Source organism: Brevundimonas sp. Root1423, from assembly GCF_001426805.1.
Window position 1 is genome coordinate 548,145 of the sequence record NZ_LMFL01000012.1, and the last position, 22,916, is coordinate 571,060.

Consider the following 22,916-nt stretch of genomic DNA (forward strand, 5'->3'; position numbering starts at 1 on the left):
CGCCGCTCCCCCGGCGCTCTACAGATTCCTTCCTTCAGAGACTTCAGGAGAACAGCGATGCTGGGCGTCGGTCAAAAACTGCCGGACTTCAAGATCATCGGCGTCAAGCCGGGCTTCAACAGCCACGAAGAAAACGGCGTTTCGGCCTTCGAGGCCGTCACCCAGGACAGCTTCGAGGGCAAGTGGAAGGTCATCTTCTTCTATCCGAAGGACTTCACCTTCGTCTGCCCGACCGAGATCNCGCCAGAACCCGAACGCCGCCGCCCAGAAGCCGGGCTTCAACAGCCACGAAGAAAACGGCGTTTCGGCCTTCGAGGCCGTCACCCAGGACAGCTTCGAGGGCAAGTGGAAGGTCATCTTCTTCTATCCGAAGGACTTCACCTTCGTCTGCCCGACCGAGATCGCCGAGTTCGCCTCGCTGGCCCGTGACTTCGACGACCGCGACACCGTCGTGCTCGGCGGCTCGACCGACAACGAGTTCGTGAAGCTGGCCTGGCGCCGCGACCACGCCGACCTGTCGAAGCTGCCGATCTGGCAGTTCGCCGACAACGGCGGCAAATTCGCCCGCGACCTGGGCGTCCTGGACGAAGCCGAGGGCGTCGCGCTGCGCGCCACCTTCGTGGTCGACCCGCACAACGTCGTGCAGCACGTCTACGTCACCAANTGTCGCCGCGGTTGACGAATTTGCGCCAGACCTGCTCCGACAACGGCGGCAAATTCGCCCGCGACCTGGGCGTCCTGGACGAAGCCGAGGGCGTCGCGCTGCGCGCCACCTTCGTGGTCGACCCGCACAACGTCGTGCAGCACGTCTACGTCACCAATCTGAACGTGGGCCGCGCCCCCGCCGACACCCTGCGTGTCGTCGACGCCCTGCAGACCGACGAGCTGTGCGCCTGCAACCGCCCGGTGGGCGGCGAAACGCTGGCGGCGTAAAGTAACGTCAGCGTCTTCCTGACAGGCGGCGGCGCGAGCCGCCGCCTGTTTCGTTTTTACGGACCCTTTTTGCGCGCTAGCACTCGCCGCGCGGCGGCTCGCTGCTTGAGCGCGTTCCGCACTTCTTCTGACGGAGCTTCCCCATGACCATCGACGCGCTTCGCGACCTCATCCCGGCCTACGCCAAGGACATCTCCCTGAACCTCGGTTCTCTGGCGTCCGAGACGGTGCTGAACGACCAGCAGAAATGGGGGACCTTCCTCGCCTCGGCCCACGCCATCGGCGTCGCGCCGGTGGTCAAGGCGATCGAGGCCCAGGCCGCGACCGTCCTGTCGCCCGAGGCCATGAGCGCGGCCAAGTCCGCCGCCGCCATCATGGGCATGAACAACATCTACTACCGGTCGCTGCACCTGATGAAGAACCAGGAGTACACGACCATCCCCGCCCGCCTGCGCATGAACGTCATCGGCAATCCGGGCGTCGACAAGATGGACTTCGAGCTGTGGTCCACGGCGGTGTCGGCGATCAACGGCTGCGGCGCCTGTCTGGACGCCCACGAGAGCGAATTGCGCAAGCACGGCGTGCCGGCCACCCAAGTCCAGGCCGCGCTGCGCATCGGCGCGGTGGTTCACGCCGCAAGCCGGATCGTCGCGTCTGAAGCCGCCTTGGCCGGCTAGGCTGCCTGCGACTCGCCGTATTCGAGATAACGAAGCCAGCGCTGGTAGCCGGCGCCCATGACCGCGTCGACGCCGTCGGCCATGGCGCCGATGCCGGGGCCCTCGACGACCATGGTCCAGGTCGGGGTCCAGCCCTTGTTGGCCGCCGGCCAGGTGACGGTTAGTTCGGCTTTTGTCGTCTTGCCGCGCAGGGGACCGAAGGGGGCGTTGAAGAGGAAGCTGTCAGGCGTGACCGAGACGGTGCGTCCGTGGTCGAAATCGGTCCCGTCGGCCAGCTTCTCGCACCAGCATCCGCCGGGCGTGAGGTCGAGGCTGAGGTTGGCGGCCGAGCCGCTGTAGGTGTGGGCGGAGTCCCACCATTTCGGCAGGTCCACGAGCGCGCCCGGAATGTCGCCCGGATCGATCTCGGCGCCGACCGCATAGCGCAGGGTGAAACTGTCGGCGGTGCGCGCCACAACCTCGGCTGCGGCAGGCGTCACGGACAGCGCCAGAACGGCGGCGGCGAGCAGGGGTCTGAGCATCGGATATCCTCCCGCCGCCAAAGGGGCGACGGAACGGCTGCGCCGTCAAGTCAGGGCTGAAAGGCCGGGGCCAGGGCGATCAGCTTTTTCGGCGCCTGGGCGCGGTAGCTTTCGTCGATCCAGCTGCGGAACATCGCCATCGGGTCGTCGATATCTTCCGGCCATGACGCGGTGACCCAGCCGCTCTTGCCGAGGCCGTAGCCGGTGGGCGTCACGAACGGCATTTCGCGGGCCTGTTCCGCCGAGAAGGGCAGTTTGCACGAGAGGCTGAACGGTTCGCCCGCCACGCTCAGATAGGCGAAGGTCTTGTCGCGCACCGCCAGATCGGCGTGGCCGGGCCAGGGGCTTTTCAGCGCGACCTCGGGATAGGTAAGCCCGAAGGCCCTGAGCCGGTCGGCGGCGTCGGCGGGCGCCTGCATGGATCAGGCGGGGGTGAAGGTCAGGGGGGCGCCCCAGAACTGGCCGACCAGTTCCGACTGCGGACCGGCCTTGCCGCTGGTCAGGAAGTCGCGGCGGCCTGAACCGCCCAGATCGTACTCCGGATGGCGTTCGAAATAGCGCGACAGGGCGTCGGCCACGGCGGTCGGCTGGTGGATCACCGGGGTGCCGGGCGGCAGGGCGGCCGCGAACAGGTCGGCGACGATCTCATAGTGGGTGCAGCCGAGGATGGCCTGATCCGGATGGCGGCCGATGCGGCGGCGCAGGGCGTCGACATGATCCTCGACCACCACCTTCAGCTCTTCGGTCGGGGCGCCCAGTTCGATCAGGCCGGCCAGACCCGGGCAGGGTTCGGAGAAGACGGCCAGATCCTCGCGCCGCTTGTCGATCTCGATCTCGTAGACCCGGCTCATGGCCGTCGCCGCCGTGCAGAAGACGCCGGTGATGTCGATGGCCTCGATCTTGTCGTCGACCGCCGTGCGCTCGTAGGTCCAGGGCAGGCCCGTGGCCGCCTCGATGGTCGGGACGATGATGCCGAGGACGTTGATGGGCCGGCCATGCCGCGCCCGCGCCTCGGGCACCCAGGTCTGCTGCAGCCGGCGCAGGGCGATGGCGCTGGCGGTGTTGCAGGCCAGGACGATGACATTGGCCCCGGCCTCGAACAGGCGTTCGCAGCCCGCGCGCGTCAGTTCGACGATCTCCTCGCCGCCGCGCCCGCCATAGGGGGCGTTGGCCTGATCGGCCAGATAGACGAAATCCCGGTCGGGGAACCGCCGCGTCAGTTCGCGGTGGACCGTCAGTCCGCCCACGCCGGAGTCGAATACGCCAATCGCCATGGGCGGGCTTTAGACTTGCGGTCCCGCCGCGTCCACCGGCGAAGATTACGGCCCTGTCATGTGACAGCCGGCGGCCCGAGCGCCTAGGGTCGCGGAAACGAACGCCCTCCACGGAGTTTCTCATGCACAGACGCCAACTTCTCATCGCCGGGGGCAGCCTGTTCGCCCTCTCGGCCTGCGCCTCGAACGGAACAGCCATGGGTGGAGGAACTCCCGCCACGACCCTCGCCGCGGACGCGGCCGCGGCCCGCGCGATCCTGCCGGCGCAGACGCCGCAGGCCGAACTGCTGCAGGTCTGGACCGGCCCCTACGAAGGCGTGCCGCCGTGGGACCGCGTCACCGCGCCCAAGCTGAAGGCCGCCATGCTGGAAGGCATCGAGCTGCGCCGCGCCGAGATCGCGGCCATCGCCGACAACCCCGCGCCGCCGACCTTCGCCAACACCCTTGTGGCCCAGCAGATGGCCGGTCAGCCGCTGCAGCGCGCGGGCGCGATCTACGGGGTGATGACCTCGAACATCGGCTCGGCCGACTATCAGGCGATGGACCGCGAGGTCTCGCCGATCCTGTCGGCGGCGGGCGACGAGATCACCTTCAACGAAAAGCTGTTCCAGCGCGTGAAGGCCGTCGCCGACGGCGCCGCGGCCGCGGGCCTGAGCGCCGAACAGACCCGTCTGGCCACGCGCAGCCGGGACGCCTTCATCCGCAACGGCGCGGCGCTTAACGCGACGCAGAAGGCCGAACTGGGCCGGATCAACACCGCCCTGTCCAACGCCTTCACCAGCTTCGGCCAGAAGGTCGTGGCCGACGAGAACGCCTGGACGCTGATCCCGAACGAAGCCGGCGTCGCCGGCCTGCCCGCCTCGAACAAGGCCGCCGCTGCCGGCGCGGCCCGGTCGCGGAACCTGCAGGGCTGGGCCATCGTGAACACCCGGTCCAGCGTGGATCCGTTCCTGAGCTTCGCCGACGACCGCGCGCTGCGCGAGCAGGTCTGGCGCAAATTCGTCAACCGCGGCGACAACGGCGACGCCAACGACACCAATGCGACCATCGCCGAGATCGTGCGCCTGCGGGACCAGCGGGCGAAGCTGCTGGGCTTCCGCAACCACGCCGAATGGCGGATGCAGGACACCATGGCCAAGACCCCGGCCGCGGCCATGGAGCTGATGAACCGCGTCTGGGCGCCGGCCAAGGCGCGCGTGATCGAGGAGGTCGCCGACATGCGCGCGATCGCCGGACACGAGATCGAGCCGTGGGATTATCTGTATTATGCCGAGAAGGTCCGTAAGCAGAAGTACGACCTCGATCAGAACGAGCTGAAGCCCTATTTCGAGCTGGGCAACGTCAAGCGCGGCGCCTTCTACATGGCCGGGCGTCTGTACGGTTTCGACTTCACGCCGCTGCCGCGCGGGACGGTTCCGACCTTCACGCCGGACGTCGAGGTGTTCGAGGTCAAGGACAAGGCCACCGGCCGCCACATCGGCCTGTTCTATTCGGACGACTTCTCGCGGGCCGGGAAGCGGTCGGGCGCCTGGGCGACCAGCTACCGCAGCTATTCGACCTATGACGGCGTCAGGAACGTGCTGGCGTCGAACAACAACAACTTCACCAAGTCCGAGGGCGGGGAGCCGATCCTGATCTCGCTGGACGACGCCCAGACCCTGTTCCACGAGTTCGGCCACGCCCTGCACTCGCTGGCGGCGGCCTATACCTATCCGGCGCTGGGCGGCACGCCGCGGGACTATGTCGAATATCCCTCGCAGGTGCATGAGCACTGGGTGCTGAGCCGGCCGATCCTGGACGGCTATATGAAGCACGTGGAGACCGGCCAGCCGATGCCGCAGTCGCTGGTCGACAAGATCGATGCGTCCAACACCTTCAACCAGGGCTATGACACGGTCAGCTATCTATCCTCGGCCCTGGTCGACATGGACCTGCATACCCAGGCCACGCCGCCGACCGACATCGACGCCTTCGAGCGCGAAAGCCTCGCCCGGCTGGGCATGCCGAAGGAGATCGTGATGCGGCACCGCCTGCCGCAGTTCAATCACCTGTTCACCTCGGACGCCTATTCGGCCGGCTATTACAGCTACCTCTGGTCAGAGGTGATGGACGCCGACACCTGGGCCTATTTCGAGGAGTCGGGCGACGTCTTCAATCCGGACATCGGGGCCCGCTACAAGGCCATCATCCTGGCCGAGGGCAATACCACCGACCGCGCCGAGGCCTATCGCCGCTTCCGCGGCCGCGACCCGGACGTGACGGCCTTGCTCAAGGTCCGAGGCTTCCCGACTTCCTAGAGGCCCTATCGCCCTTCGGGCTGCTTGAGGGCGCCGCGCATGGCGCGGAGGTCAGAATGAGAGAGGCCGGCGGATCGCTCCGCCGGCCTCTCTTTTGTGCGGCTCACGCCGGCCAGGCGGGGGCGACCATGGCCAGGATTCGCTCGCCGCGGCGGGCGCGGGCGTAGTCGTCCTGACGCGCCGCCGGAAGGCTGCGGACGGCCTCCTGCTGCACGCGGCGGACGCAGTTATCGTTCACGAGCCGCGAGCCGAGGGCGCACGCGTCCCGCGCCGCGGCGGCGGTGCGGGCGTCGAAGGCTGCGGCGCCCGAGGCGGTCGACAGGTTGAGGTCGCCGAACGGCACGCGGACGGTCTGGGCCGCCGCGGGGGCTGCATAAAGCAGGGCCGCGGCGGCGAGGGCGAGGGCGGTCTTGATCATCTGATTATCCTCCTTGTCGCGGGGGGTGCGACACAAGGCAGATGATAGGCTCGTGTGACAGACGCCAGATCAGCAATGCGACAAATACTCGACAAGAGGCCGAGAACTGATCAGCCAGACAAAAGTCTGGCTTATGTCAAACGACGAGGGGGAGACGGGCGAGGGCGTAGTCGACCTGCACCGGTCCGGGCAGCAGGCGCACAGCCTCCCTCTGAACGGCCGCGCGGCAGAAGGCGCGGTCGCTCAGGAGGCTGCCGGGCTTCCTTGCGTTCCGGCACAGGGATCGGGCGGCGGCCTCGACGCGGGCGTCGAAGGCGTTGGCTCCGGGCGCGCTGGACATGTCGAGGTCGCGGTAGACGATGCGCGCCTCCTGCGCCGAGGCGGTACCGGCGATGGCGAGAGCCGCGATGGCGGCGAGAGAAGCGAGGGCTTTCATGACGAACTCCTGGGGAGATCAACGTCGCTCTTGTCGGCGACCATGGCCTGATGCGCCCGGTCCGTTGCAGCCTCATGTGTATTCGACGGCGAAATAGCGACGCTTGATGAATTCGCGGAAACCTGAACGGCGATAAGGGTCTGGACGCGCGGTTGTGGGTTGGCGCTCGACTCTGGCCGACAATTCCGCCATAAGCCGCCGCTTCCGACGCAAGTGAACCTCGCGTCTCCACCATCACGACCCCGGTTTCGGCCGGACGAGGATGGCGAGAACCCTCCGCCGACGTGATCGTCGCCGGAGGCCATTTCGCTATGGAGACTGTTTCACCCGTCGGATGCAGGTGGCCTTCGGGCTGACGAGGTAGTGAATGTTCGAGGCTCTGAACGAGCGGCTGACAGGCGTCTTCGACCGGATCACCGGGCGCGGCGCCCTGTCCGAGAAGGACGTCTCCGAGGCGATGCGGTCAAGCCCGCCGATCAGGTGGTCAAGATCGTCTATGACGGCCTGGTCGAGATGCTGGGCGGGGACGAGCCGACCCCGATCAACCTGAACGCTGCGCCGCCCGCCGTCATCCTGATGGCCGGCCTGCAGGGCTCGGGCAAGACGACGACCTCGGCCAAGCTGGCCCTGCGCCTGACGAAGTTCGATCGCAAGAAGGTCATGATGGCCTCGCTGGACACGCGTCGTCCGGCGGCCATGGAACAGCTGGCCACCCTCGGCAAACAGATCGAGGTCGCCACCCTGCCGATCGTGGCCGGCGAGTCGCCGATCCAGATCACCAAACGCGCCCTGCAGTCGGCCAAGCTTCAGGGTTTCGACGTCCTGATCCTCGACACCGCCGGCCGGATCACCCTGGACGAGGCCCTGATGGCCGAGGTGGCCGAAGTCGCCGCCGTCTCCAAGCCCGTCGAGACCCTGCTGGTCGCCGACAGCCTGACCGGTCAGGACGCCGTCCGCACGGCCAAGGCCTTCCACGACCGCCTGCCGCTGACCGGCCTGGTCCTGACCCGCGCCGACGGCGACGGGCGCGGTGGGGCCATGCTGTCGATGCGGGCCGTCACCGGCCGCCGCGTCGCCGGCCGCATCCTGGGTCAGGGGGACATCGTCGCCCTGGTCGAGAAGGCGTCGCAGGAGCTGGACCAGTCCAAGGCCGAGGCCATGGCCCGCAAACTGGCCAAGGGCCAGTTCGACCTGAACGACCTGGCCGGCCAGCTGCAGCAGATGAAGAAGATGGGCGGTCTTCAGGGCATCATGGGCATGCTGCCCGGCGTCGCCAAGATGAAGGCCCAGATGGCCGACAGCGGCGTCGACGACCGCATGATCGCGCGCCAGGAAGCCATCATCAGCTCGATGACCAAGGCCGAGCGCAAGAAGCCCGACCTGCTGAACGCCAGCCGCAAGAAGCGCGTCGCCGCCGGCGCGGGCGTCGAGGTGCAGGAGATCAACCGCCTGCTCAAACAGCACCGCCAGATGGCCGACATGGTGAAGTCCATGTCGCGCGGCGGCGGCAAGGGCATGAAGCAGATGGCCGCCATGATGGGCGGTCTCGGCGGTGGCGNAACCGCCTGCTCAAACAGCACCGCCAGATGGCCGACATGGTGAAGTCCATGTCGCGCGGCGGCGGCAAGGGCATGAAGCAGATGGCCGCCATGATGGGCGGTCTCGGCGGTGGCGGCCTCGGCGGCGGCCCCGACATGGCGCGACTGAAAGCGATGGGCGGCGGCAAGATGCCGGAACCCAGCGCCGACGAACTGAAAGCCCTTCAGGACCGCATCGCGGGCTTGAGCGGCGGACAACTTCCGGGGGGCCTTCCGGGCTTGCCGGGCTTCCCTCCCAAGAAATAGAACGACCAAAGAAAGAGACTGAAAATGCTGAAGATTCGTCTGGCCCGCGGTGGCGCCAAGAAGCGCCCCTACTACTACATTGTCGTCGCCGACAGCCACTCGCCGCGCGACGGCAAATTCATCGAGCGCGTCGGCACCTACAACCCGAGCCCTGGCCGGCAAGGTCAAGTGGACCCAGTCGAACAACCCGAACAAGGCGCAGCCGGGCAAGAAGGCCCAGGAACGCGCCGCCGAGCGCGCCCAGCGTGAAGCCGACCGTGCGGAAGCAGAAGCTGCAGCCAAGGTGGAAGCCGCTGAAGCCGCCGTCCGCGCCAAGGAAGAGGCCAAGGCCGCCGCTGAAGCCGCCAAGAACGCTCCGGCCCCCGAGCCCGAAGCCGCTGCTGAAGAGGCTCCGGCCGCTGAAGCTGTGACCGAGGAAGCCCCGGCTGAAGCCGCCGCGGAAGAGGCTCCGGCCGAAGCTGCTGCTGAAGAAACCCCGGCCGCTGAAGCGACCGAAGAAGAGAAGACCGAGGCCTAAGCCTCATCCGTGCATCCCGGCGACCGCCGGGATCCAGATGACAGAGAGCAGCGCCCGAAGCCCGGGTGCTGCTTTTCTGCTATCTGGCGGCGGCGTTTGTATCTGGGCCCTGGCGTTCGCCGGGATGAGCGGGATTTCTTGCCATGACCACCGACAGCAAACTCATCCTCGTCGGCCAGGTCGCCGGCGGGTTCGGGGTCAAGGGCGAGGACGGCACGCCCGGCCTGACCCTGACCTCGGCCCGGCCCGAGAAGACCGCCGTGGTCGGCCGCGCGAAGGAGATCGCCACCAAGGAACAGGCCGACGCCATGCGCGGGCTGAAGCTCTACATCCACCGCGACCGCCTGCCCGAGCCGGACGAGGACGAATTCTACCTGGCCGATCTGGTCGGACTGGAAGCGCGCGACCCCGAGGGCGTGGTGCTGGGGTCGGTCCGCGCGGTGCAGAATTTCGGCGCGGACGACATGCTGGAGATCGCCCCGGCGACGGGCGGCCCGACCTGGTACCTGCCGTTCACGAAGGACGCCGTGCCCGAACTGCACATCGCCGACGGCTGGCTGCTGGCGGTTAAGCCGACCGAGGTCGGGGAGCGCGAACCGGACTGAGGTCGCCCGCGTTCCGGAGGCATGCCTTCCTCCGTCATCCGCCGTTTCAGCTATGACGAACCGCAACGCCGCCTGCGCGTGACCTTCACCTCGGGCGACGTCTACGACTACGCAGGCGTGCCGCCGGAGGTGGAGGCGGCCTTTCGCGCCGCCTTCTCGAAGGGCCGGTTCTTCGCCTCGGACATCCGCGACCGCTACCCGTTCGAGCGGGTGCTGATCGCGACGCCTCCGGGCTGAGCCTAGGCTTCCTCGTCGCCACAGCCACAGGGCGGCGCCGGCGACGCCCTCCATCGAGGTGTCCTCCTTCATCGCCGACATGGCCCGGCCCTGGCTGATCATGCCGCGGCCGCCCGAAATTCCGGCCAGCGACAGGGTGCGCATGGCGCCGGCCGAGATGGCGTTGACGCGGATGCCCCTGGGCCCCAGGTCGCGGGCGATGTAGCGGGTCGCCGCCTCCAGCGCGGCCTTGGCCACGCCCATGGTGTTGTAGTTGGGGATGGCCCGTTCCGAGCCGAGATAGGTCATGGTCACAAGCGAGCCGCCGTTGGGCATCAGGCGCGAGGCGCGCTTGGCCACGTCGACGAAGCTGAAGGCCGAGATGTTCATGGCCAGCAGGAAGCTGTCGCGGCTGGTGTTCTCGACGAAGCTGCCCTTCAGCTCGTCCTTGTTGGCGAAGGCGACCGAGTGGACGACGAAGTCGATCGTGCCGAAGGCCTTTTCCAGCTCGGCGAAGGCGGCGTCCATGGAGGCGTCGTCGGTGACGTCGGCCTGGATCAGCAGCTTGGCGCCGACGCTCTCGGCCAGCGGGCGCACGCGGCGCTCAAGTCCCTCGCCGAGGTAGGTGAAGGCCAGTTCGGCGCCCTGGGCCGCCAGCTGGGAGGCGATGCCCCAGGCGATGGAGTTGCTGTTAGCGACCCCCATGATCAGGCCCTTCTTGCCCTTCATCAGGTCGCCCGTGGGCATGTTCCAGCCGCTCTCGCTCGCCATGGTCCGTCTCCGTGTTCTGAACGCGGAGGGTTAGCAGCCACCGGCCAGCGGTGAAAGACCATCGTCAGGGGTGCTTGGCCGGGCGGAAATGGCGGGCTAGCGTGATGTAAAGCGTCAGGGAGCCCGCCGATGATACGATCACTAGCCGTTCTGGGCGTTGCCCTCGCCTTGAGTGGCGGCTCCGCGGCCCTGGCGCAGGCCGGTCCGCCACCGTTGCGGGTCAAGGTGCTGCTGGCCTCGAGCCCTCATCTGGACCCGCCGGCGCGCGCCCAGCACGACGCCCTTCTGCAGAGCCTTTCGGCGGGCGGGCCGTCCGGCGGCTGGTTCGAGCTGCTGCCTGCCGGGCTCGACGTGGCAGAATTCGAGCACTGCACCATCTCGGCGCAGGACAGCCGCACCTGCGCCAGCCGCCAGCTGGCCGAACAAGGCGCGACGGGCGCGACGATCGTCGTGCTCGCCGGCGGCGAGGCGGACCATGCGAGCTGGCTTTGCGTGGGGGTCGGCGCGGCGCCCAACAGGCCGGAACGCCAGTTCATCCGCTTCGACCTGAACGCCGCGCTCGACGCCGCATCTCCGAAGCGCCGCGATATCCGTTCGGACGCCGCCAGCTGCATTGTCGCCGCAGGCGCCGAGAGCGGCTGGTAGGCGCTCTTCGTCGACCACGCGGACTTGTTACGGCCCCGCTTGCCGGGTCAGGATGGCGGGAACACTGGCGGAGTCATCCGGATGCGCCTTCTCCCGTCGCTTGTTGCAGCCCTGACCCTGTGCGCGCCCGCGGCCCCGGCCGCGGCGCAGACCGCGGCCGAACGGCCCCGGGTCGCCGTCGTGGTGGTGACGCTGGATCAGGTCCGCCAGATACAGGTGGAACACGGGCGTGCGACGCTCGCCTATCTGGGCGACGAAAAGTGGGGGCAGGTAACCTTGGCGGAGCCCGCGCTGACGCCGGACGCCTTCATGTCCTGCAAGGACGAACGGGCCGACGGCAAGCTGGACTATTGCATCCGCTATTATCTGACGCGGGCCGGGCTGGCAGACGCCCCGCCGACGGTGGTCATCGCGTTCGACGATCGGCCGGCCGAGGCCCGAACGCGCCACAGCGGCGAGATGCGCGTGACCTGCTATGGCCGCGGTGTGGTTCCGGCTGACGCGGCGGCGCAGGACACATGGCTGTGGCCGGACTCGGCGCGGATGCACGGCGTCAACGACTGGAACCGGGACCGCGACGCGCTGGACGCCTGTATCAGGGCGGCGGCGTCAGAGCCTTGGACGGGCCTGAGACAGCCCGACCCGGCCTGACTCAGACCTTGCTGAGGATCAGCGTGCCGTTGGTGCCGCCGAAGCCGAAGCTGTTCGACATGACGTGCTTCAACTCGCCGTCGTGGCGTTTGCGCAGGATCGGCATGCCCTCGAACTCGGGGTCGAGGTTTTCGATGTGGGCGCTCTCGGCGGCGAAGCCGTTCTTCATCATCAGCAGGCAGTAGATCGCCTCCTGCGCGCCCGCGGCGCCCAGCGAGTGGCCCGTCAGCGACTTGGTCGAGCTGATCATCGGCAGGTCGTCGCCGAAGACGTTGCGCACCGCGCCCATCTCCTTGCTGTCGCCGACCGGCGTCGAGGTGCCGTGCGGGTTGAGGTAGTCGATCTTCGGGTTGCCGGCCATTTCGAGGGCGATCTTCATGCAGCGCTCGGCGCCCTCGCCCGAGGGGGCGACCATGTCGTAGCCGTCGGAATTGGCGCCGTAGCCGGTGACCTCGGCGTAGATGGTCGCGCCGCGCGCTTTCGCCCGCTCGTATTCTTCCAGCACCACGATGCCGGCGCCGCCGGCGATGACGAAGCCGTCGCGGTCCTTGTCATAGGCGCGGCTGGCGACCGCGGGGGTTTCGTTGAAGTTCGAAGACATGGCGCCCATGGCGTCGAACATGTTGGACATGGACCAGTCGATGTCCTCGACGCCGCCGGCGAAGACCACGTCCTGCTTGCCCCAGGCGATCTGTTCGGCGGCCGCGCCGATGCAGTGGGCGCTGGTGGCGCAGGCCGAGCTGATCGAATAGTTGACGCCGCGCAGCTCGAACCAGGTGGCGAGCACGGCCGACGGACCCGAAGCCATGGCCTTGGGCACGGCGAACGGCCCGATGCGTTTGGGCGAGTTCTTTTCGACTGTGGTGGCGGCGGCCTGCAGGATGATCTGGGTCGAGGGGCCGCCCTCGCCGACGATGACGCCGATGCGGTCGGACTTGATCTCGTCCGCGGTCATGCCGCTGTCCTTGAGCGCCTCCTCGAAGGCGATGTGGCCCCAGGCGGTGCCGTTGGCCAGGAAGCGGGCGGCGCGGCGGTCGACGTGCGGCGCCCAGTCCTCGGCGGTCACGCCCAGAGCCGGCGGCGCCCAGACCTGCGAGCGGAAGCCATGCTGGATATGATCCGGCGCGGCCACCACGCCCGACTTCGCGTCGCGCAGGGACGCGGTGACCTCATCCTGGCCCGTGCCGATGGAAGAGACGATACCCAGGCCGGTGACGACGACACGCCGCATGTTTGTTTCCTTTGTCAGACTTCAGTCGCCGCGTTGTCCGCGGTCTTCAAGCGAAATGGTCAGCCGCCGATGGGTTCGCCACCGCCGAACAGGCCGACGCGCATATCGTTGCAGGTGTAGATGACCTCTCCGTCGGCCTCGAGCACGCCGTCGGCAATGCCCATGACCAGGCGGCGGTTGATGACCCGCTTGAGATCGATCTTGTACACCACCTTCTTGATGTCGGGGGTGACTTGACCGGTGAATTTCACCTCGCCGACGCCCAGGGCGCGGCCTTTTCCGGGGCCGCCGATCCAGCCGAGATAGAAGCCGACCAGCTGCCACATGGCGTCCAGACCGAGACAGCCGGGCATGACCGGGTCGCCGATGAAGTGGCACTGGAAGAACCAGAGGTCGGGGTGGATATCCAGCTCGGCCTCGACATAGCCCTTGCCGTGCGCGCCGCCGTCGCCGTTGATCTGCGTGATCCGGTCGAACATCAGCATCGGCGGGGCCGGCAGCTTGGCGTTGCCCGGACCGAACAGGTCGCCGCGGCCCGCGGCGAGCAGGGCCTCATAGTCGAACGAGGACGGGTGTTGGATCTGGCTCAACGCGGCGCTCCGGCAGGTGTTGCCGTGGAGGTACACGACGGGAACCGGAGGCTCAATGATTTAGACAGGGACCTCAGACCAGCCGGTCCGGCACGGGCGAGGGGCCGGCGCGGTAGCATTCGCAGGCTGCGCGTTCCAGCGCGGTGCGGTCGGTGATGGTGACCCGGCCGCGCGAATAGGTGATGGCCCCGGCCTTCTGCAGGGTCTGGGCGGCCTCGTTCACCGTCGTCCGCTGCGAACCCAGCATCGAGGCCAGATATTCCTGCGTCAGGTTCAGGGTGTCGCCCTCGACCCGGTCGTGACAGCGCAGCAGCCATTTGGCGAAGCGCTGTTCGGCGCGATGCAGGGCGTTGCAGGCGGCGGACTGCTCCAGCTCGTTCTGGACCGCCACGGCATAGGCGGCGAGCACGGCCCGCAGGGCGGGGCGGTCGTTCATCAGGGCGCGCAGCCGGGCCGCGTCGACCCGCCGGGCGCTGCCGGCCGCCTGTGCGGCCAGGCGCGAATAGGTGTGGGCCGGAGCGGCCGCCGCGGCGGGGCTGGTGACGCCTTCGGGTCCGACCATATAGGCCTCGACCGTGCGACCGTCCTCCATCACCGCGACCGCGGAGACGATGCCGCTGTCGACGAAATACAGGTGGGTGACCAGATCGCCGGCCTCGCAGAACACGTGGCCCAGCGGAAAATCATAGGGCGACGCAATCGCAAGAACCGCGTCACGATCTTCAGAAGTCAGTTGCGCAATCAAATGGTTGCGAAGCGTGGCCGGAGGCATCTTCGCCGCTTAGGGGAAGCCGGAATGATCCGTCCGTCGAAATCCGACTTTTACGGAACGCAGCGCTGGCCCGGCTCGCTTGTAACACGCGACCGACTACAGACTCCCATGCCAAATGTCCGGGTCCGAGGGGCGTTCGAGACGCAGGACCATGCGGTCGCCGTCGAACACCTCGACCCCGTTGCAGGTGCGATGCAGCCCCAGCTGGCGGCCCGCATTGCGCGCCGCCTCGCCGTCGTCGGCGCATTCGATGAAGTCGAGCGCCGGCGAACGGCCGCGACGGTCGAAAAAGAGAAACTGATAAGTCCGCACCGGAACGCCCTCCTCGTGCGGCGTTCACTCAAAACACGCGTCCAACAGGCGTCTGTCGGCAACCGGACTTAGCCGTACACAGTTTCGCGACTGCAAGAATCAGCGGCCGCGTCCGGCGGGACGCGACGCGTTGCAAAGCGCCCGTTCCTGCGCTCCGAAGACCGCGGTCTGGCGCACCCAGCCGCGCAGGCGGCGGACCCGGACCTCGCACCAGCCGTCCTCGCATTCGGTCACCGAGGCCAGGGCGTGGGGGCTCAGGCGGGCCCGCACAGCCGCGGTGTCGGAGCGCCCGGCGCGGATCGGGATCTCGGCGTCCGAGGCGTTCAGCACGCTGCGGCGGCTGGAGACCACGCTGCGGTGGACCCAGGCGACCGCGCCCTCGGGATCGCAGATCTTGCGCCATTCGGTCGTCTCGGCGACCACCTGAACCGGCAGGCCCGAGGCGCGGTATTCCCACAGGATGCGGTAGTCCAGACCGGGGCCGTAGCGGGCCCGGACCTCGGACGACTTCAGCGAGAGCCAGCGCGGCACCGGCTGGCCGCTGGGCGTGGGCCGGCCGTCGGGCATGGTCTGGCCCGCGCCGGCGAGGACGCCTGCGCCAAGAACCGCCGCGATGACAGCCAGCCTTTGGAGGCGGGAGCGAGCTTTGCTAGACACCGTCTGCATCCGTGAATCGAAGGCTTCGAATGTCCTCCCCCCGGCTTAAGGTCGTATTAACCAGACGCCTGCCGGACGCGGTCGAAACCCGCGCGCGCGAGCTGTTCGACGCAGAGCTGAACCTGACCGACCGGCCGATGGAGCGGGCGGCGCTCGAAGCCGCCGTGCAGAGGGCCGACGTGCTGGTTCCGACCATCACCGATGTGATCGATGCGGACCTGATCTCGAAGGCGGGCGACCAGCTGAAGATGATCGCCAATTTCGGCGCCGGCGTGGATCATATCGACGTCGACGCTGCCGTGGCGCGCGGGATCATCGTCACCAACACCCCGGGCGTCCTGACGGAGGACACCGCCGACCTCGCCATGGCCCTGATGCTGGCCGTCAGCCGCCGCATCGTCGAAGGCGCGCAGGTGGTGGCCGCCGGCGGCTTCGAGGGCTGGACCCCGACCTGGATGTGCGGTCGCAAGCTTTGGGGCAAGCGGCTGGGTATCGTCGGCATGGGCCGCATCGGCCAGGCGCTGGCCCGGCGGGCGAAGGCGTTCGGGATGCAGGTCCACTATCACAACCGCAAACCCGTCCCGGCCATGATCGCGGAAGAGCTGGGGGCGACCTACTGGGACGATCTGGACCAGATGCTGGCGCGGATGGACCTGATCTCGCTGAACTGCCCGGCGACGAAGGAGACGCACCATCTGCTGTCGGCCGAACGGCTGGCGCTGCTGCGGCCCGAGGCGCTGCTGATCAACACCGCCCGCGGCGAGCTGATCGACGAGGCGGCGCTGGCCGCCGCGGTGGCGGCCGGGCGGATCGGGGGCGTGGGTCTGGACGTGTTCGAGAACGAGCCCGCCGTCCATCCGGGCCTGCTGGGCCACCCCAACGTCGTCCTGCTGCCCCACCTCGGCTCGGCCACGATCGAGGCGCGTCAGGACATGGGCGACCGGGTCATCGCCAATATCCAGACCTTCGCCAACGGCCACCGGCCGCCGGACCGGGTCATTCCGGCGATGCTGTGAGGTCAGCCCTTTATCCCTACGGAAAACAGAACCTGATCCCTTACAGGTTGCTTTCCGTCTGCGCCGTGCTGGTCTTCCTGGTCTCGCTTGCGTTCGGGATTCTGCAGCAGAGGCCAACCGGTCTTGGGTTCATGATAATGGTCGGGTTCTTCGGCGTGGTGTTGGTCCGGGGCCTGTTCTCATGGAACAGCGAACCGACCGCCAGACGCCAGTATGCAACCGCGCTGGTCCTAACCGTTCTCTACGGCATGCTTGGAGGCTTCGCGCTCGACGCGACCCTCATCAGATATCATCTCTGGCGAGGCGAGTGCCCCGTCTGGATGGATTTCTCGGGCCGCTGCATCTACCCCTACCCCGACGTAAATCAGGCCTACGGACGGACGGTTGAGCCACCACAAGCTGGACAGCCGGGGTCCGCCGAGACCGCCACGGTCCGGGCGGTTCCAGCCAGACCATCGTAGAGCAGCAGGCGGCCCGCAAGAGGCTCGCCGGCGCCCGTTATCAACTTGATCGCCTCCAGCGCCGCCATCGAGCCCACCACCCCGGCCAGCGCGCCGACGACGCCGACGCGCGCGCAGGTCTCGGCGTCCGGCGGCGTTTCGGCGACCAGACAGCGATAGCAGGGACGGCCGGTGAAGACCCCGACCTGACCGCTCCACCGGCCAAGGGCGCCGGACACCAGCGGGATCCGCGCCGCGACGCAGGCGGCGTTTACGGCGAAGCGGGCGGCGAAATCGTCGGTCCCGTCGATGATCACGTCGCAGCCCTCGATCAGACTCGGGGCGTTGTCGCTCGTCAGTCTTTCGGCGGCCGGTTCGATGCGAATATGCGGGTTGAGAGCCGTCAGCGTCTCTGCGCCCGCCTCGACCTTGGCGCGGCCGATGTCGCCGGTGGCGAAGGCGATCTGGCGCTGCAGGTTGGACAGGCCGACGACGTCGTCATCGATCAGCCGCAGGGTCCCGACGCCCGCCGCGGCCAGATACAGGGCCGCCGGGCTGCCGACCCCGCCCATGCCGACGATGCCGACGCGCGCGGCGCTCAGGCGTTGCTGGCCGGGACCGCCCACCTCGGACAGGACCAGATGACGGGCGTAGCGTTCGATTTCGTCGTCGGAGAAGCTCACCGCTCTCCGTTAGGCCGGGATCGCTCCCGCGTCACGCGGCCTTGCGATCGTCGAACATGATCCGCGCTCCGTCGGGGGTGATGCTGGACAGGCAGGGCAGGCCCAGCGTCTGGAGCATGGCGGCGGGATCGCCGCACAGCCCCATGGGTTCGTCCAGGGCGCGCTCGGCGATCGGCGTATCGACGAGGATCCGCAGGCCCGAATGGCGCCCGTCCACCAGCAGGCGACGGATCAGGCGATCGATATCGGCCCGCGAGCCCTCGATGGCCTGAAGGATATGTCCCTGATGGAACATCACGCAGCTGGTGATGTGATCGCGCCGGTTATTGCTCTCGGCGGCGCCCAGAATCTGGGCGATCGACAGCGTGGACACGCCGGTCGCGCCGACGGCTTCGCTGGCATAGATGACGCGGTGAAGCACGCCGTCTCCCTTATATGGCCGAATATGGGGAATGGTTTGGCGTTATAATGGATTAGATTGGTAATATTATGGCTCGGCAGGGCCGTTGTATTTTCGATCCTTCCGGCTTGCCGCGCCGTATTTCGGTCGCCATCTGCAACGGATGGCTAACGACGCATCCAACTTTCCCGACTGGCACGGCACCACCATTCTGGCGGTGCGAAAGGACGGCCGCACGGTGATCGCCGGCGACGGCCAGGTCTCCATGGGGCCGACCATCGTCAAGGGCGCGGCGCGCAAGGTCCGCGTCCTGGCCGGCGGCAAGGTGCTGGCGGGTTTCGCCGGCGCCACGGCCGACGCCTTCACCCTGATCGAGCGGCTGGAAGCCAAGCTGGAGCAGTATCCCGACCAGCTGGCCCGGGCCTGCGTCGACCTGGCCAAGGACTGGCGAACCGACCGCTATCTCCGCCGGCTTGAGGCCATGCTGCTGGTCGCGGACAAGAGCTCGATCTTCACCGTGACCGGCGTCGGCGACGTGCTGGAGCCCGAGCATGGCGTGGCGGCGGTGGGGTCCGGCGGCAATTTCGCCCTGTCGGCCGCGCGCGCCCTGATCGACCACACGGACATGGACGCCGAACAGATCGCCCGACGCGCCATGGCGATCGCCGCGGACATCTGCGTCTACACCAACGGCAATCTGACCGTCGAAACACTCGACTGAAGGCTCCGGACTGTCTTCGTCGCGACCGGGCGGGTTCCGGGCGAATTAAGCTGACAGGCGGCGGTTTGTGATCTCCTGTTCGGGCAGGAGACCCCGCATGCTTCACGCCCTGATGACCCTGACGCTCGCCTTCGCGCCGACGGAGGCCGGAACCGGCGTGCGGTCGCCCGAGGCGGCGGCCGCTGCTGCAACGGAGGTTGTCGCCGCCGAGCGGGCCTTCGCCGGCGATGCGCCGTCGATGGGCATCGCGGGCAGTTTCAACAAATGGTCGACGCCGGACGCAATCATCATTGGCGACGGTCAGGCGCAGCCGGTCAGCGTGGCCTATCCGGACCGCCCGCGCCCCGCGGACGAACCTCTGCTGGAGTGGTGGCCGAATTTCGCAGGCGCCTCGCACTCGGGCGATTTCGGCTTCAGCACCGGCGGCGTGAAGCTGGGCGGACGTCGGACCGGCCAGTATTTCACCGTCTGGAACCGTCAGGCCGACGGCTCATGGAAATGGGTCTATGACGGCGGCTCGGGTTCGACCGCCGCCGATGTGCCGGGACCTGAAACGGAGCCGGAAATCCTGCCTGCCGGCATCGAGCGGCGCCAGTCGACCGAGGCCACCATGGCCGAGGTGAGGGCCCGCGAGGCCGAACTCGCCGAGGCGGCAAGCACCGACCAGAAGGCCGCCTATCTGGCCGCCATGGCTGACAACGGGCGACTGTATGTCGCCCCGCGGCCGCCCGCGATCGGCCGGGAGGCCTTCGCCGAGGCGCTTTCCGCCTGGCCGACAACCTTCCGCTTCGGTCCCACCGAGGGAGGCGGCGCCTCGACCGCAGGCGACATGGCCTGGACCTATGGCGCGGCGGCCTGGACCCGCAATGGAGAGGCGCGCACCGGCTTTTATGTCCGCATGTGGCAGAGGCAGACCGACGGCTGGAAGATCGTGCTGGCCCAGCTGGTCCCGAACCCGCCGCCGCCTCCGCCGCCGCTGTCTTCGGTTCCCGCCGCGGGCTGAGGCTTCAGGGGCGGTCTCATGGAAGGGTTGCGGAACGGAGGATTGCGCCCTTCGTGACGCACCACCCCTCCCCAATCGCGCAGCGCCGCACCATGTGCGCTTCATGACCGACCTCTCTCCCCGCGAAATCGTCTCCGAACTGGACCGTTTCATCGTCGGCCAGCACGACGCCAAGCGCGCCGTCGCCGTGGCCCTGCGCAACCGCTGGCGGCGCAAGCGCGTGCCCGACGACCTGCGCGACGAGGTGACGCCCAAGAACATCCTGATGATCGGCCCCACGGGCGTCGGCAAGACCGAGATCGCCCGACGTCTGGCCCGGCTGGCCGGCTCGCCCTTCCTCAAGGTCGAGGCCACCAAGTTCACAGAGGTCGGTTATGTCGGCCGCGACGTCGACCAGATCATGCGCGACCTCGTCGAGGCGGCGCTGGTGATGGTGCGCGACAAGCGCCGCGCCGGGGTGAAGGCCAAGGCCGAGGGCCAGGCGGAGGAACGCATTCTCGACGCCCTCGTCGGTCCCGGATCGCAGCCCGCCACGCGCGAAAGCTTCCGCAAGAAGCTGCGCGCCGGCGAGATGGACGACAAGGAGATCGAGATCACCCTGGCCGACACGGCCTCGCCGATGCAGGGGCTGGATCTCCCCGGCGGCGGCAATGTCGGCATGATCAATCTGTCGGAAATGCTGGGCAAGCTGGGCGGCGGGCGGACGAAGACCGCCAAGCTGACGGTGCGCGACGCGGTGGCGCCGCTGGTCACCGAGGAAAGCGACAAGCTGCTGGATCAGGAAAGCCTGACCACCGAGGCGATGCAGCTGGCCGAGAACGAGGGCATCGTCTTCATCGACGAGATCGACAAGGTGGCCGGCCGTTCCGACCGCTCGGGCGGCGACGTGTCGCGCGAGGGGGTCCAGCGCGACCTGCTGCCGCTGATCGAGGGCACGACGGTCTCGACCAAATACGGGCCGGTGAAGTCCGACCATGTCCTGTTCATCGCCTCGGGCGCCTTCCACGTCGCCAAGCCGTCGGACCTGCTGCCCGAGCTGCAGGGCCGGCTGCCGATCCGGGTCGAGTTGAAGGCCCTGACGCGCGACGACTTCGTGCGCATCCTGACCGAGCCCGAGGCCAATCTGATCCGCCAGAACCAGGCCCTGCTGGCCACCGAGAACGTCACCCTGACCTTCACCCCCGACGCGGTCGAGGCCATGGCCGATGCGGCGGTGGCGGCCAATGGCGCGGTCGAGAACATCGGCGCGCGACGGCTGGTGACGGTAATCGAACGGGTGCTGGAGGAGACCAGTTTCAAGGCCTCGGACCTGACCGGTCAGACCGTCGCCTTCGACGGGCCGAAGGTCCGGGAGCTGGTCGGCGACCTGTCCCGCGACGCCGACCTGAGCCGGTTCATCCTCTAGGCGGCCAAACCCCCTAGGCGGCCAGGCCGGCGGCCCTCATCAGCCCCTTCAGCGGGGCGAGGGCTTCGGGCGTGGTCGACAGGGTCGCGCGGGACTGGGGCGCGCGGAACAGCTTGACCGCCTCGGCCTTCGCCCGGTCGGCGGCCGGACCGATCGGCGCGGTTTCACCGGCGGCCATGCGCAGGAGGGCGGACAATTTGTTCGGCAGGGGCGCGGGCGAGCGCGCCAGCATGGTTACGATCTTCGCCTCCCGCTCGACCGTTCCACCCACCGCGCCGATGGCGGCAGAAATCTCCGCGTCGTCGCGGTCGTTCAGGCCGCAGGTGTGCACGGCGCGCTGCAGGTTGGCGAGGACTCCCAGCTTGTGCGCCGCGGTCTGGCCGACGGCGCTGGCGCGCATCTCGGTCTCGAACCGCAGCGAACCGACGCAGGCTGACAGCCAGCGGGCCGCCGACCGCTTGTTGGCCGTGCCGGTGACGTTTTCGCACAGCCGGGTCAGGGCCTCGGCCTCGCACAGCACGGTGGTGCAGGTCTTGGCGTAGGCGCCGACGAAATCGGCGGTGACGATGGACTTGGAGCGCTCGTTGAAGGCGTTCTGGACCTCTTCCAGCGTCAGCAGGCGGCCGGCGGTGACCGTCAGCGCCATGGCCAGGGTGCGCAGGATGTCGATCTCGCCGGCGGCGTCGTTGGGGCGCAGGCGCCGGGGGCTCATGAGTTCGCGCAGCACCATCCGCGCGAGGGCGGCGGCGAGCAGGGGAAACTCTCCCGCCTCGAGCCGCGCGCCCAGCCGGACGGCCGGGCCTTCGACGTTCGGCATCTGCAGGGCCATCCGCGCGTCCGTGCGGATCAGGGCGGCGATCTCGTTGGGCGCGACCATCCGCACCACGGCCGCCATGGAGGCGCCCTGATCGAGCGCCGGTCCCAGGATGTCCGACAGATTGGTGCGCGCGGCCATCATCTCGCACAGGATCTGCTCGATGGGGACCAGCACCATGGCGCGCGGGTGACCGTCCATCGGCGCGCGATCGGCCAGGTCCATCAGCCGGTCCAGCCGCACACGGCCCCCCCGCAGCCCGGTCAGGGCGCACGACACGACTCCGCCCATGATGAAGGCGCGTTCGGGCTGGCCCTCCAGCCTGTGCGCAAGATCGGCGAGGGAATGGTCTTCCAGATTGGGGAACTGCCCCCGGCGGCCTGCGGCGATGACACGCTCAAGGGCCTTGCCGGTCAGCTTCTGATAGTGACGCATCAGATCGTGAACCGGCTGACCCACCGCCTGGCTTTCCGGCACAGCCACCTTCTGGACGGCGTGCTGCAGCTCGACGCCCGAGGCTTCCAGCTTTTCCGCCAGATCGGGACGGTGCAGCAATTCGAAGGCGGTGACGCCCTGACGGCTCAGCCAGTCCTCGAGAACCCGGCCGATCGTCTCGCGCGCCTGCGGGTTGTAGAAATCCTGCGGGACATTGCAGCGGGGGCCGCTTTCCTCCTCGGGGATGACCCGTTTCCGCTTCACCTCGGGCGCGCCGCGGGTCAGGACCGTCGAGCTGGCGAACTCCATGGTGTCCGGATCGAGGGTCTCTTTCGTCACCCGCACGGCCGCCGCGCGGTGGTCGGCCAGCATGTCCTCGGCGGCCTGGACCGCTACGGTGCGGTCCTCCGTCGCCATCTGGAGGGCCCAGGGCGCGGGCGCCGTCTTTCGTATGTAAACTTCGTAGTGGACGGAACCGGCCATCAAAACGCTCTAACTATTCCCGTCCATGATGGGGCAAAGGCTTTAAGGCGGGGTTTCGTTGTCAATTGTGGCGACCGGCCCCATCTTGAGACCTTGCCGTCGGGATTTCGGTCGACCGGTCCCCGACAATGATGGATTAGAACGGTAAC

At 68.2% G+C, this 22,916-nt stretch carries 25 protein-coding genes and 5 pseudogenes; 16 read left to right on the plus strand and 14 right to left on the minus strand.

The features are described 5' to 3' along the window. Positions 1–57: 57 nt before the first annotated feature. The 4 genes and pseudogenes from ASD25_RS29310 to ASD25_RS10015 form a co-directional block, all read left to right on the plus strand. A partial coding sequence (locus ASD25_RS29310) for a redoxin domain-containing protein (protein ID WP_156389272.1) occupies positions 58–240 on the plus strand: 183 nt, incomplete at its 3' end. A 1-nt stretch (position 241) separates the two neighbouring features. Next, positions 242–663: pseudogene (locus ASD25_RS10005) on the plus strand (redoxin domain-containing protein); the annotation flags it as partial. Positions 664–684: 21 nt separating this feature from the next. Next, positions 685–933 (plus strand): redoxin domain-containing protein, encoded by a 249-nt coding sequence (locus tag ASD25_RS10010; RefSeq protein ID WP_235562702.1) that lies wholly within the window; start codon positions 685–687, stop codon positions 931–933. Positions 934–1,076: 143 nt separating this feature from the next. Then, the gene (locus ASD25_RS10015) at positions 1,077–1,610 is read left to right on the plus strand and encodes a carboxymuconolactone decarboxylase family protein (RefSeq protein WP_056616906.1); all 534 of its coding nucleotides are present in this window, start codon (positions 1,077–1,079) and stop codon (positions 1,608–1,610) included. Here the strand turns inward: ASD25_RS10015 and ASD25_RS10020 are convergent. From ASD25_RS10020 to ASD25_RS10030, 3 genes are read right to left on the minus strand one after another with little or no spacing between them, the layout of a single operon-like run. Further along, a complete protein-coding gene (locus tag ASD25_RS10020) occupies positions 1,607–2,131 on the minus strand; it encodes a hypothetical protein (RefSeq protein ID WP_056616909.1) in 525 nt (174 codons plus the stop codon). The genes ASD25_RS10015 and ASD25_RS10020 overlap by 4 nt on opposite strands. 50 nt (positions 2,132–2,181) lie before the next feature. Continuing rightward, positions 2,182–2,550 carry an MmcQ/YjbR family DNA-binding protein gene (locus tag ASD25_RS10025; RefSeq protein ID WP_056616911.1) on the minus strand — a complete coding sequence of 123 codons (369 nt, stop codon included), beginning with the start codon at positions 2,548–2,550 and terminating at the stop codon, positions 2,182–2,184. A gap of 3 nt (positions 2,551–2,553) precedes the next feature. After that, entirely contained in the window at positions 2,554–3,405 is an 852-nt protein-coding gene (locus tag ASD25_RS10030) for a glutamate racemase (protein WP_056616914.1), read from the minus strand. Positions 3,406–3,527: 122 nt separating this feature from the next. On the opposite strand from ASD25_RS10030, the gene ASD25_RS10035 reads away from it, so the two are divergent. After that, positions 3,528–5,702 (plus strand): M3 family metallopeptidase, encoded by a 2,175-nt coding sequence (locus tag ASD25_RS10035; protein WP_056616917.1) that lies wholly within the window; start codon positions 3,528–3,530, stop codon positions 5,700–5,702. A gap of 103 nt (positions 5,703–5,805) precedes the next feature. Here the strand turns inward: ASD25_RS10035 and ASD25_RS10040 are convergent, their stop codons facing one another. Next, on the minus strand, positions 5,806–6,120 hold the full coding sequence (locus ASD25_RS10040; RefSeq protein WP_056616919.1) for a UrcA family protein: 315 nt from the start codon (positions 6,118–6,120) through the stop codon (positions 5,806–5,808). Between the two features lie 136 nt (positions 6,121–6,256). Further along, entirely contained in the window at positions 6,257–6,556 is a 300-nt protein-coding gene (locus ASD25_RS10045) for a UrcA family protein (RefSeq protein ID WP_056616922.1), read from the minus strand. Positions 6,557–6,923: 367 nt separating this feature from the next. On the opposite strand from ASD25_RS10045, the pseudogene ASD25_RS10050 reads away from it, so the two are divergent. The 5 genes and pseudogenes from ASD25_RS10050 to ASD25_RS10070 form a co-directional block, all read left to right on the plus strand. Next, positions 6,924–8,114, plus strand: a pseudogene (locus ASD25_RS10050) (signal recognition particle protein); the annotation flags it as partial. 1 nt (position 8,115) lies between these two features. Beyond that, positions 8,116–8,400 (plus strand): annotated as a pseudogene (locus tag ASD25_RS10055) (signal recognition particle protein); the annotation flags it as partial. 24 nt (positions 8,401–8,424) lie between these two features. Beyond that, positions 8,425–8,917: pseudogene (rpsP, locus tag ASD25_RS10060) on the plus strand (30S ribosomal protein S16). 143 nt (positions 8,918–9,060) lie between these two features. Further along, a complete protein-coding gene (gene rimM, locus ASD25_RS10065; RefSeq protein WP_056616928.1) occupies positions 9,061–9,522 on the plus strand; it encodes a ribosome maturation factor RimM in 462 nt (153 codons plus the stop codon). Positions 9,523–9,543: 21 nt separating this feature from the next. Then, positions 9,544–9,759, plus strand: coding sequence for a KTSC domain-containing protein (locus ASD25_RS10070; protein ID WP_056616930.1), 216 nt, complete (start codon positions 9,544–9,546; stop codon positions 9,757–9,759). Positions 9,760–9,780: 21 nt separating this feature from the next. Here ASD25_RS10070 and ASD25_RS29315 read toward each other — a convergent pair. Further along, positions 9,781–10,485: pseudogene (locus ASD25_RS29315) on the minus strand (enoyl-ACP reductase); the annotation flags it as partial. 153 nt (positions 10,486–10,638) lie between these two features. Here ASD25_RS29315 and ASD25_RS10085 point away from each other — a divergent pair. Next, on the plus strand, positions 10,639–11,154 hold the full coding sequence (locus ASD25_RS10085; RefSeq protein ID WP_156389249.1) for a hypothetical protein: 516 nt from the start codon (positions 10,639–10,641) through the stop codon (positions 11,152–11,154). 81 nt (positions 11,155–11,235) lie between these two features. Beyond that, on the plus strand, positions 11,236–11,805 hold the full coding sequence (locus tag ASD25_RS10090; protein ID WP_056616940.1) for a hypothetical protein: 570 nt from the start codon (positions 11,236–11,238) through the stop codon (positions 11,803–11,805). A gap of 1 nt (position 11,806) precedes the next feature. Here the strand turns inward: ASD25_RS10090 and fabB are convergent, their stop codons facing one another. From fabB to ASD25_RS10115, 5 genes are all read right to left on the minus strand, one after another. Continuing rightward, positions 11,807–13,036 (minus strand): beta-ketoacyl-ACP synthase I, encoded by a 1,230-nt coding sequence (fabB, locus tag ASD25_RS10095; RefSeq protein ID WP_056616942.1) that lies wholly within the window; start codon positions 13,034–13,036, stop codon positions 11,807–11,809. Between the two features lie 59 nt (positions 13,037–13,095). Further along, positions 13,096–13,617: a 3-hydroxyacyl-[acyl-carrier-protein] dehydratase FabA gene (gene fabA, locus ASD25_RS10100; RefSeq protein ID WP_156389275.1), complete on the minus strand. Its 522-nt coding sequence runs from the start codon at positions 13,615–13,617 to the stop codon at positions 13,096–13,098. A gap of 82 nt (positions 13,618–13,699) precedes the next feature. Then, positions 13,700–14,398, minus strand: coding sequence for a Crp/Fnr family transcriptional regulator (locus ASD25_RS10105; RefSeq protein ID WP_056616950.1), 699 nt, complete (start codon positions 14,396–14,398; stop codon positions 13,700–13,702). A 96-nt stretch (positions 14,399–14,494) separates the two neighbouring features. Beyond that, positions 14,495–14,710: a hypothetical protein gene (locus tag ASD25_RS10110; RefSeq protein ID WP_056616953.1), complete on the minus strand. Its 216-nt coding sequence runs from the start codon at positions 14,708–14,710 to the stop codon at positions 14,495–14,497. Between the two features lie 99 nt (positions 14,711–14,809). Continuing rightward, entirely contained in the window at positions 14,810–15,376 is a 567-nt protein-coding gene (locus tag ASD25_RS10115; RefSeq protein WP_082572323.1) for an SH3 domain-containing protein, read from the minus strand. 20 nt (positions 15,377–15,396) lie between these two features. On the opposite strand from ASD25_RS10115, the gene ASD25_RS10120 reads away from it, so the two are divergent. Beyond that, entirely contained in the window at positions 15,397–16,383 is a 987-nt protein-coding gene (locus ASD25_RS10120; RefSeq protein ID WP_056616956.1) for a D-glycerate dehydrogenase, read from the plus strand. Positions 16,384–16,753: 370 nt separating this feature from the next. Here the strand turns inward: ASD25_RS10120 and ASD25_RS10125 are convergent, their stop codons facing one another. Next, the gene (locus ASD25_RS10125) at positions 16,754–17,506 is read right to left on the minus strand and encodes a molybdopterin-synthase adenylyltransferase MoeB (protein ID WP_056616959.1); all 753 of its coding nucleotides are present in this window, start codon (positions 17,504–17,506) and stop codon (positions 16,754–16,756) included. Between the two features lie 31 nt (positions 17,507–17,537). Continuing rightward, complete coding sequence (locus ASD25_RS10130; protein WP_056616962.1) at positions 17,538–17,927, minus strand: BLUF domain-containing protein; 390 nt, start codon at positions 17,925–17,927, stop codon at positions 17,538–17,540. 142 nt (positions 17,928–18,069) lie between these two features. Here ASD25_RS10130 and hslV point away from each other — a divergent pair, with 142 nt between their 5' ends. The 3 genes from hslV to hslU all read left to right on the plus strand — a co-directional run bounded on the left by hslV (position 18,070) and on the right by hslU (position 21,035). Next, positions 18,070–18,627 (plus strand): ATP-dependent protease subunit HslV, encoded by a 558-nt coding sequence (hslV, locus tag ASD25_RS10135; protein ID WP_056617212.1) that lies wholly within the window; start codon positions 18,070–18,072, stop codon positions 18,625–18,627. A 97-nt stretch (positions 18,628–18,724) separates the two neighbouring features. Next, complete coding sequence (locus ASD25_RS10140) at positions 18,725–19,630, plus strand: DUF4440 domain-containing protein (RefSeq protein WP_056616965.1); 906 nt, start codon at positions 18,725–18,727, stop codon at positions 19,628–19,630. A 103-nt stretch (positions 19,631–19,733) separates the two neighbouring features. Next, positions 19,734–21,035 carry an ATP-dependent protease ATPase subunit HslU gene (gene hslU, locus ASD25_RS10145; protein WP_056617214.1) on the plus strand — a complete coding sequence of 434 codons (1,302 nt, stop codon included), beginning with the start codon at positions 19,734–19,736 and terminating at the stop codon, positions 21,033–21,035. A 13-nt stretch (positions 21,036–21,048) separates the two neighbouring features. On the opposite strand, the gene ASD25_RS10150 is transcribed toward hslU, so the two are convergent. Further along, positions 21,049–22,767, minus strand: coding sequence for a hypothetical protein (locus tag ASD25_RS10150; protein WP_056616968.1), 1,719 nt, complete (start codon positions 22,765–22,767; stop codon positions 21,049–21,051). Between the last annotated feature and the right edge of the window lie 149 nt (positions 22,768–22,916).

Bases quoted from the DNA above. Each gene is read 5' to 3' on its own strand.
- ASD25_RS10015 (WP_056616906.1), top strand. From the start codon at position 1,077: ATGACCATCGACGCGCTTCGCGACCTCATCCCGGCCTACGCCAAGGAC.
- ASD25_RS10020 (WP_056616909.1), bottom strand. From the start codon at position 2,131: ATGCTCAGACCCCTGCTCGCCGCCGCCGTTCTGGCGCTGTCCGTGACG.
- ASD25_RS10025 (WP_056616911.1), bottom strand. From the start codon at position 2,550: ATGCAGGCGCCCGCCGACGCCGCCGACCGGCTCAGGGCCTTCGGGCTT.
- ASD25_RS10030 (WP_056616914.1), bottom strand. From the start codon at position 3,405: ATGGCGATTGGCGTATTCGACTCCGGCGTGGGCGGACTGACGGTCCAC.
- ASD25_RS10035 (WP_056616917.1), top strand. From the start codon at position 3,528: ATGCACAGACGCCAACTTCTCATCGCCGGGGGCAGCCTGTTCGCCCTC.
- ASD25_RS10040 (WP_056616919.1), bottom strand. From the start codon at position 6,120: ATGATCAAGACCGCCCTCGCCCTCGCCGCCGCGGCCCTGCTTTATGCA.
- ASD25_RS10045 (WP_056616922.1), bottom strand. From the start codon at position 6,556: ATGAAAGCCCTCGCTTCTCTCGCCGCCATCGCGGCTCTCGCCATCGCC.
- rimM (WP_056616928.1), top strand. From the start codon at position 9,061: ATGACCACCGACAGCAAACTCATCCTCGTCGGCCAGGTCGCCGGCGGG.
- ASD25_RS10070 (WP_056616930.1), top strand. From the start codon at position 9,544: ATGCCTTCCTCCGTCATCCGCCGTTTCAGCTATGACGAACCGCAACGC.
- ASD25_RS10085 (WP_156389249.1), top strand. From the start codon at position 10,639: ATGATACGATCACTAGCCGTTCTGGGCGTTGCCCTCGCCTTGAGTGGC.
- ASD25_RS10090 (WP_056616940.1), top strand. From the start codon at position 11,236: ATGCGCCTTCTCCCGTCGCTTGTTGCAGCCCTGACCCTGTGCGCGCCC.
- fabB (WP_056616942.1), bottom strand. From the start codon at position 13,036: ATGCGGCGTGTCGTCGTCACCGGCCTGGGTATCGTCTCTTCCATCGGC.
- ASD25_RS10105 (WP_056616950.1), bottom strand. From the start codon at position 14,398: ATGCCTCCGGCCACGCTTCGCAACCATTTGATTGCGCAACTGACTTCT.
- ASD25_RS10115 (WP_082572323.1), bottom strand. From the start codon at position 15,376: ATGCAGACGGTGTCTAGCAAAGCTCGCTCCCGCCTCCAAAGGCTGGCT.
- ASD25_RS10120 (WP_056616956.1), top strand. From the start codon at position 15,397: ATGTCCTCCCCCCGGCTTAAGGTCGTATTAACCAGACGCCTGCCGGAC.
- hslV (WP_056617212.1), top strand. From the start codon at position 18,070: ATGGCTAACGACGCATCCAACTTTCCCGACTGGCACGGCACCACCATT.
- ASD25_RS10140 (WP_056616965.1), top strand. From the start codon at position 18,725: ATGCTTCACGCCCTGATGACCCTGACGCTCGCCTTCGCGCCGACGGAG.
- hslU (WP_056617214.1), top strand. From the start codon at position 19,734: ATGACCGACCTCTCTCCCCGCGAAATCGTCTCCGAACTGGACCGTTTC.
- ASD25_RS10150 (WP_056616968.1), bottom strand. From the start codon at position 22,767: ATGGCCGGTTCCGTCCACTACGAAGTTTACATACGAAAGACGGCGCCC.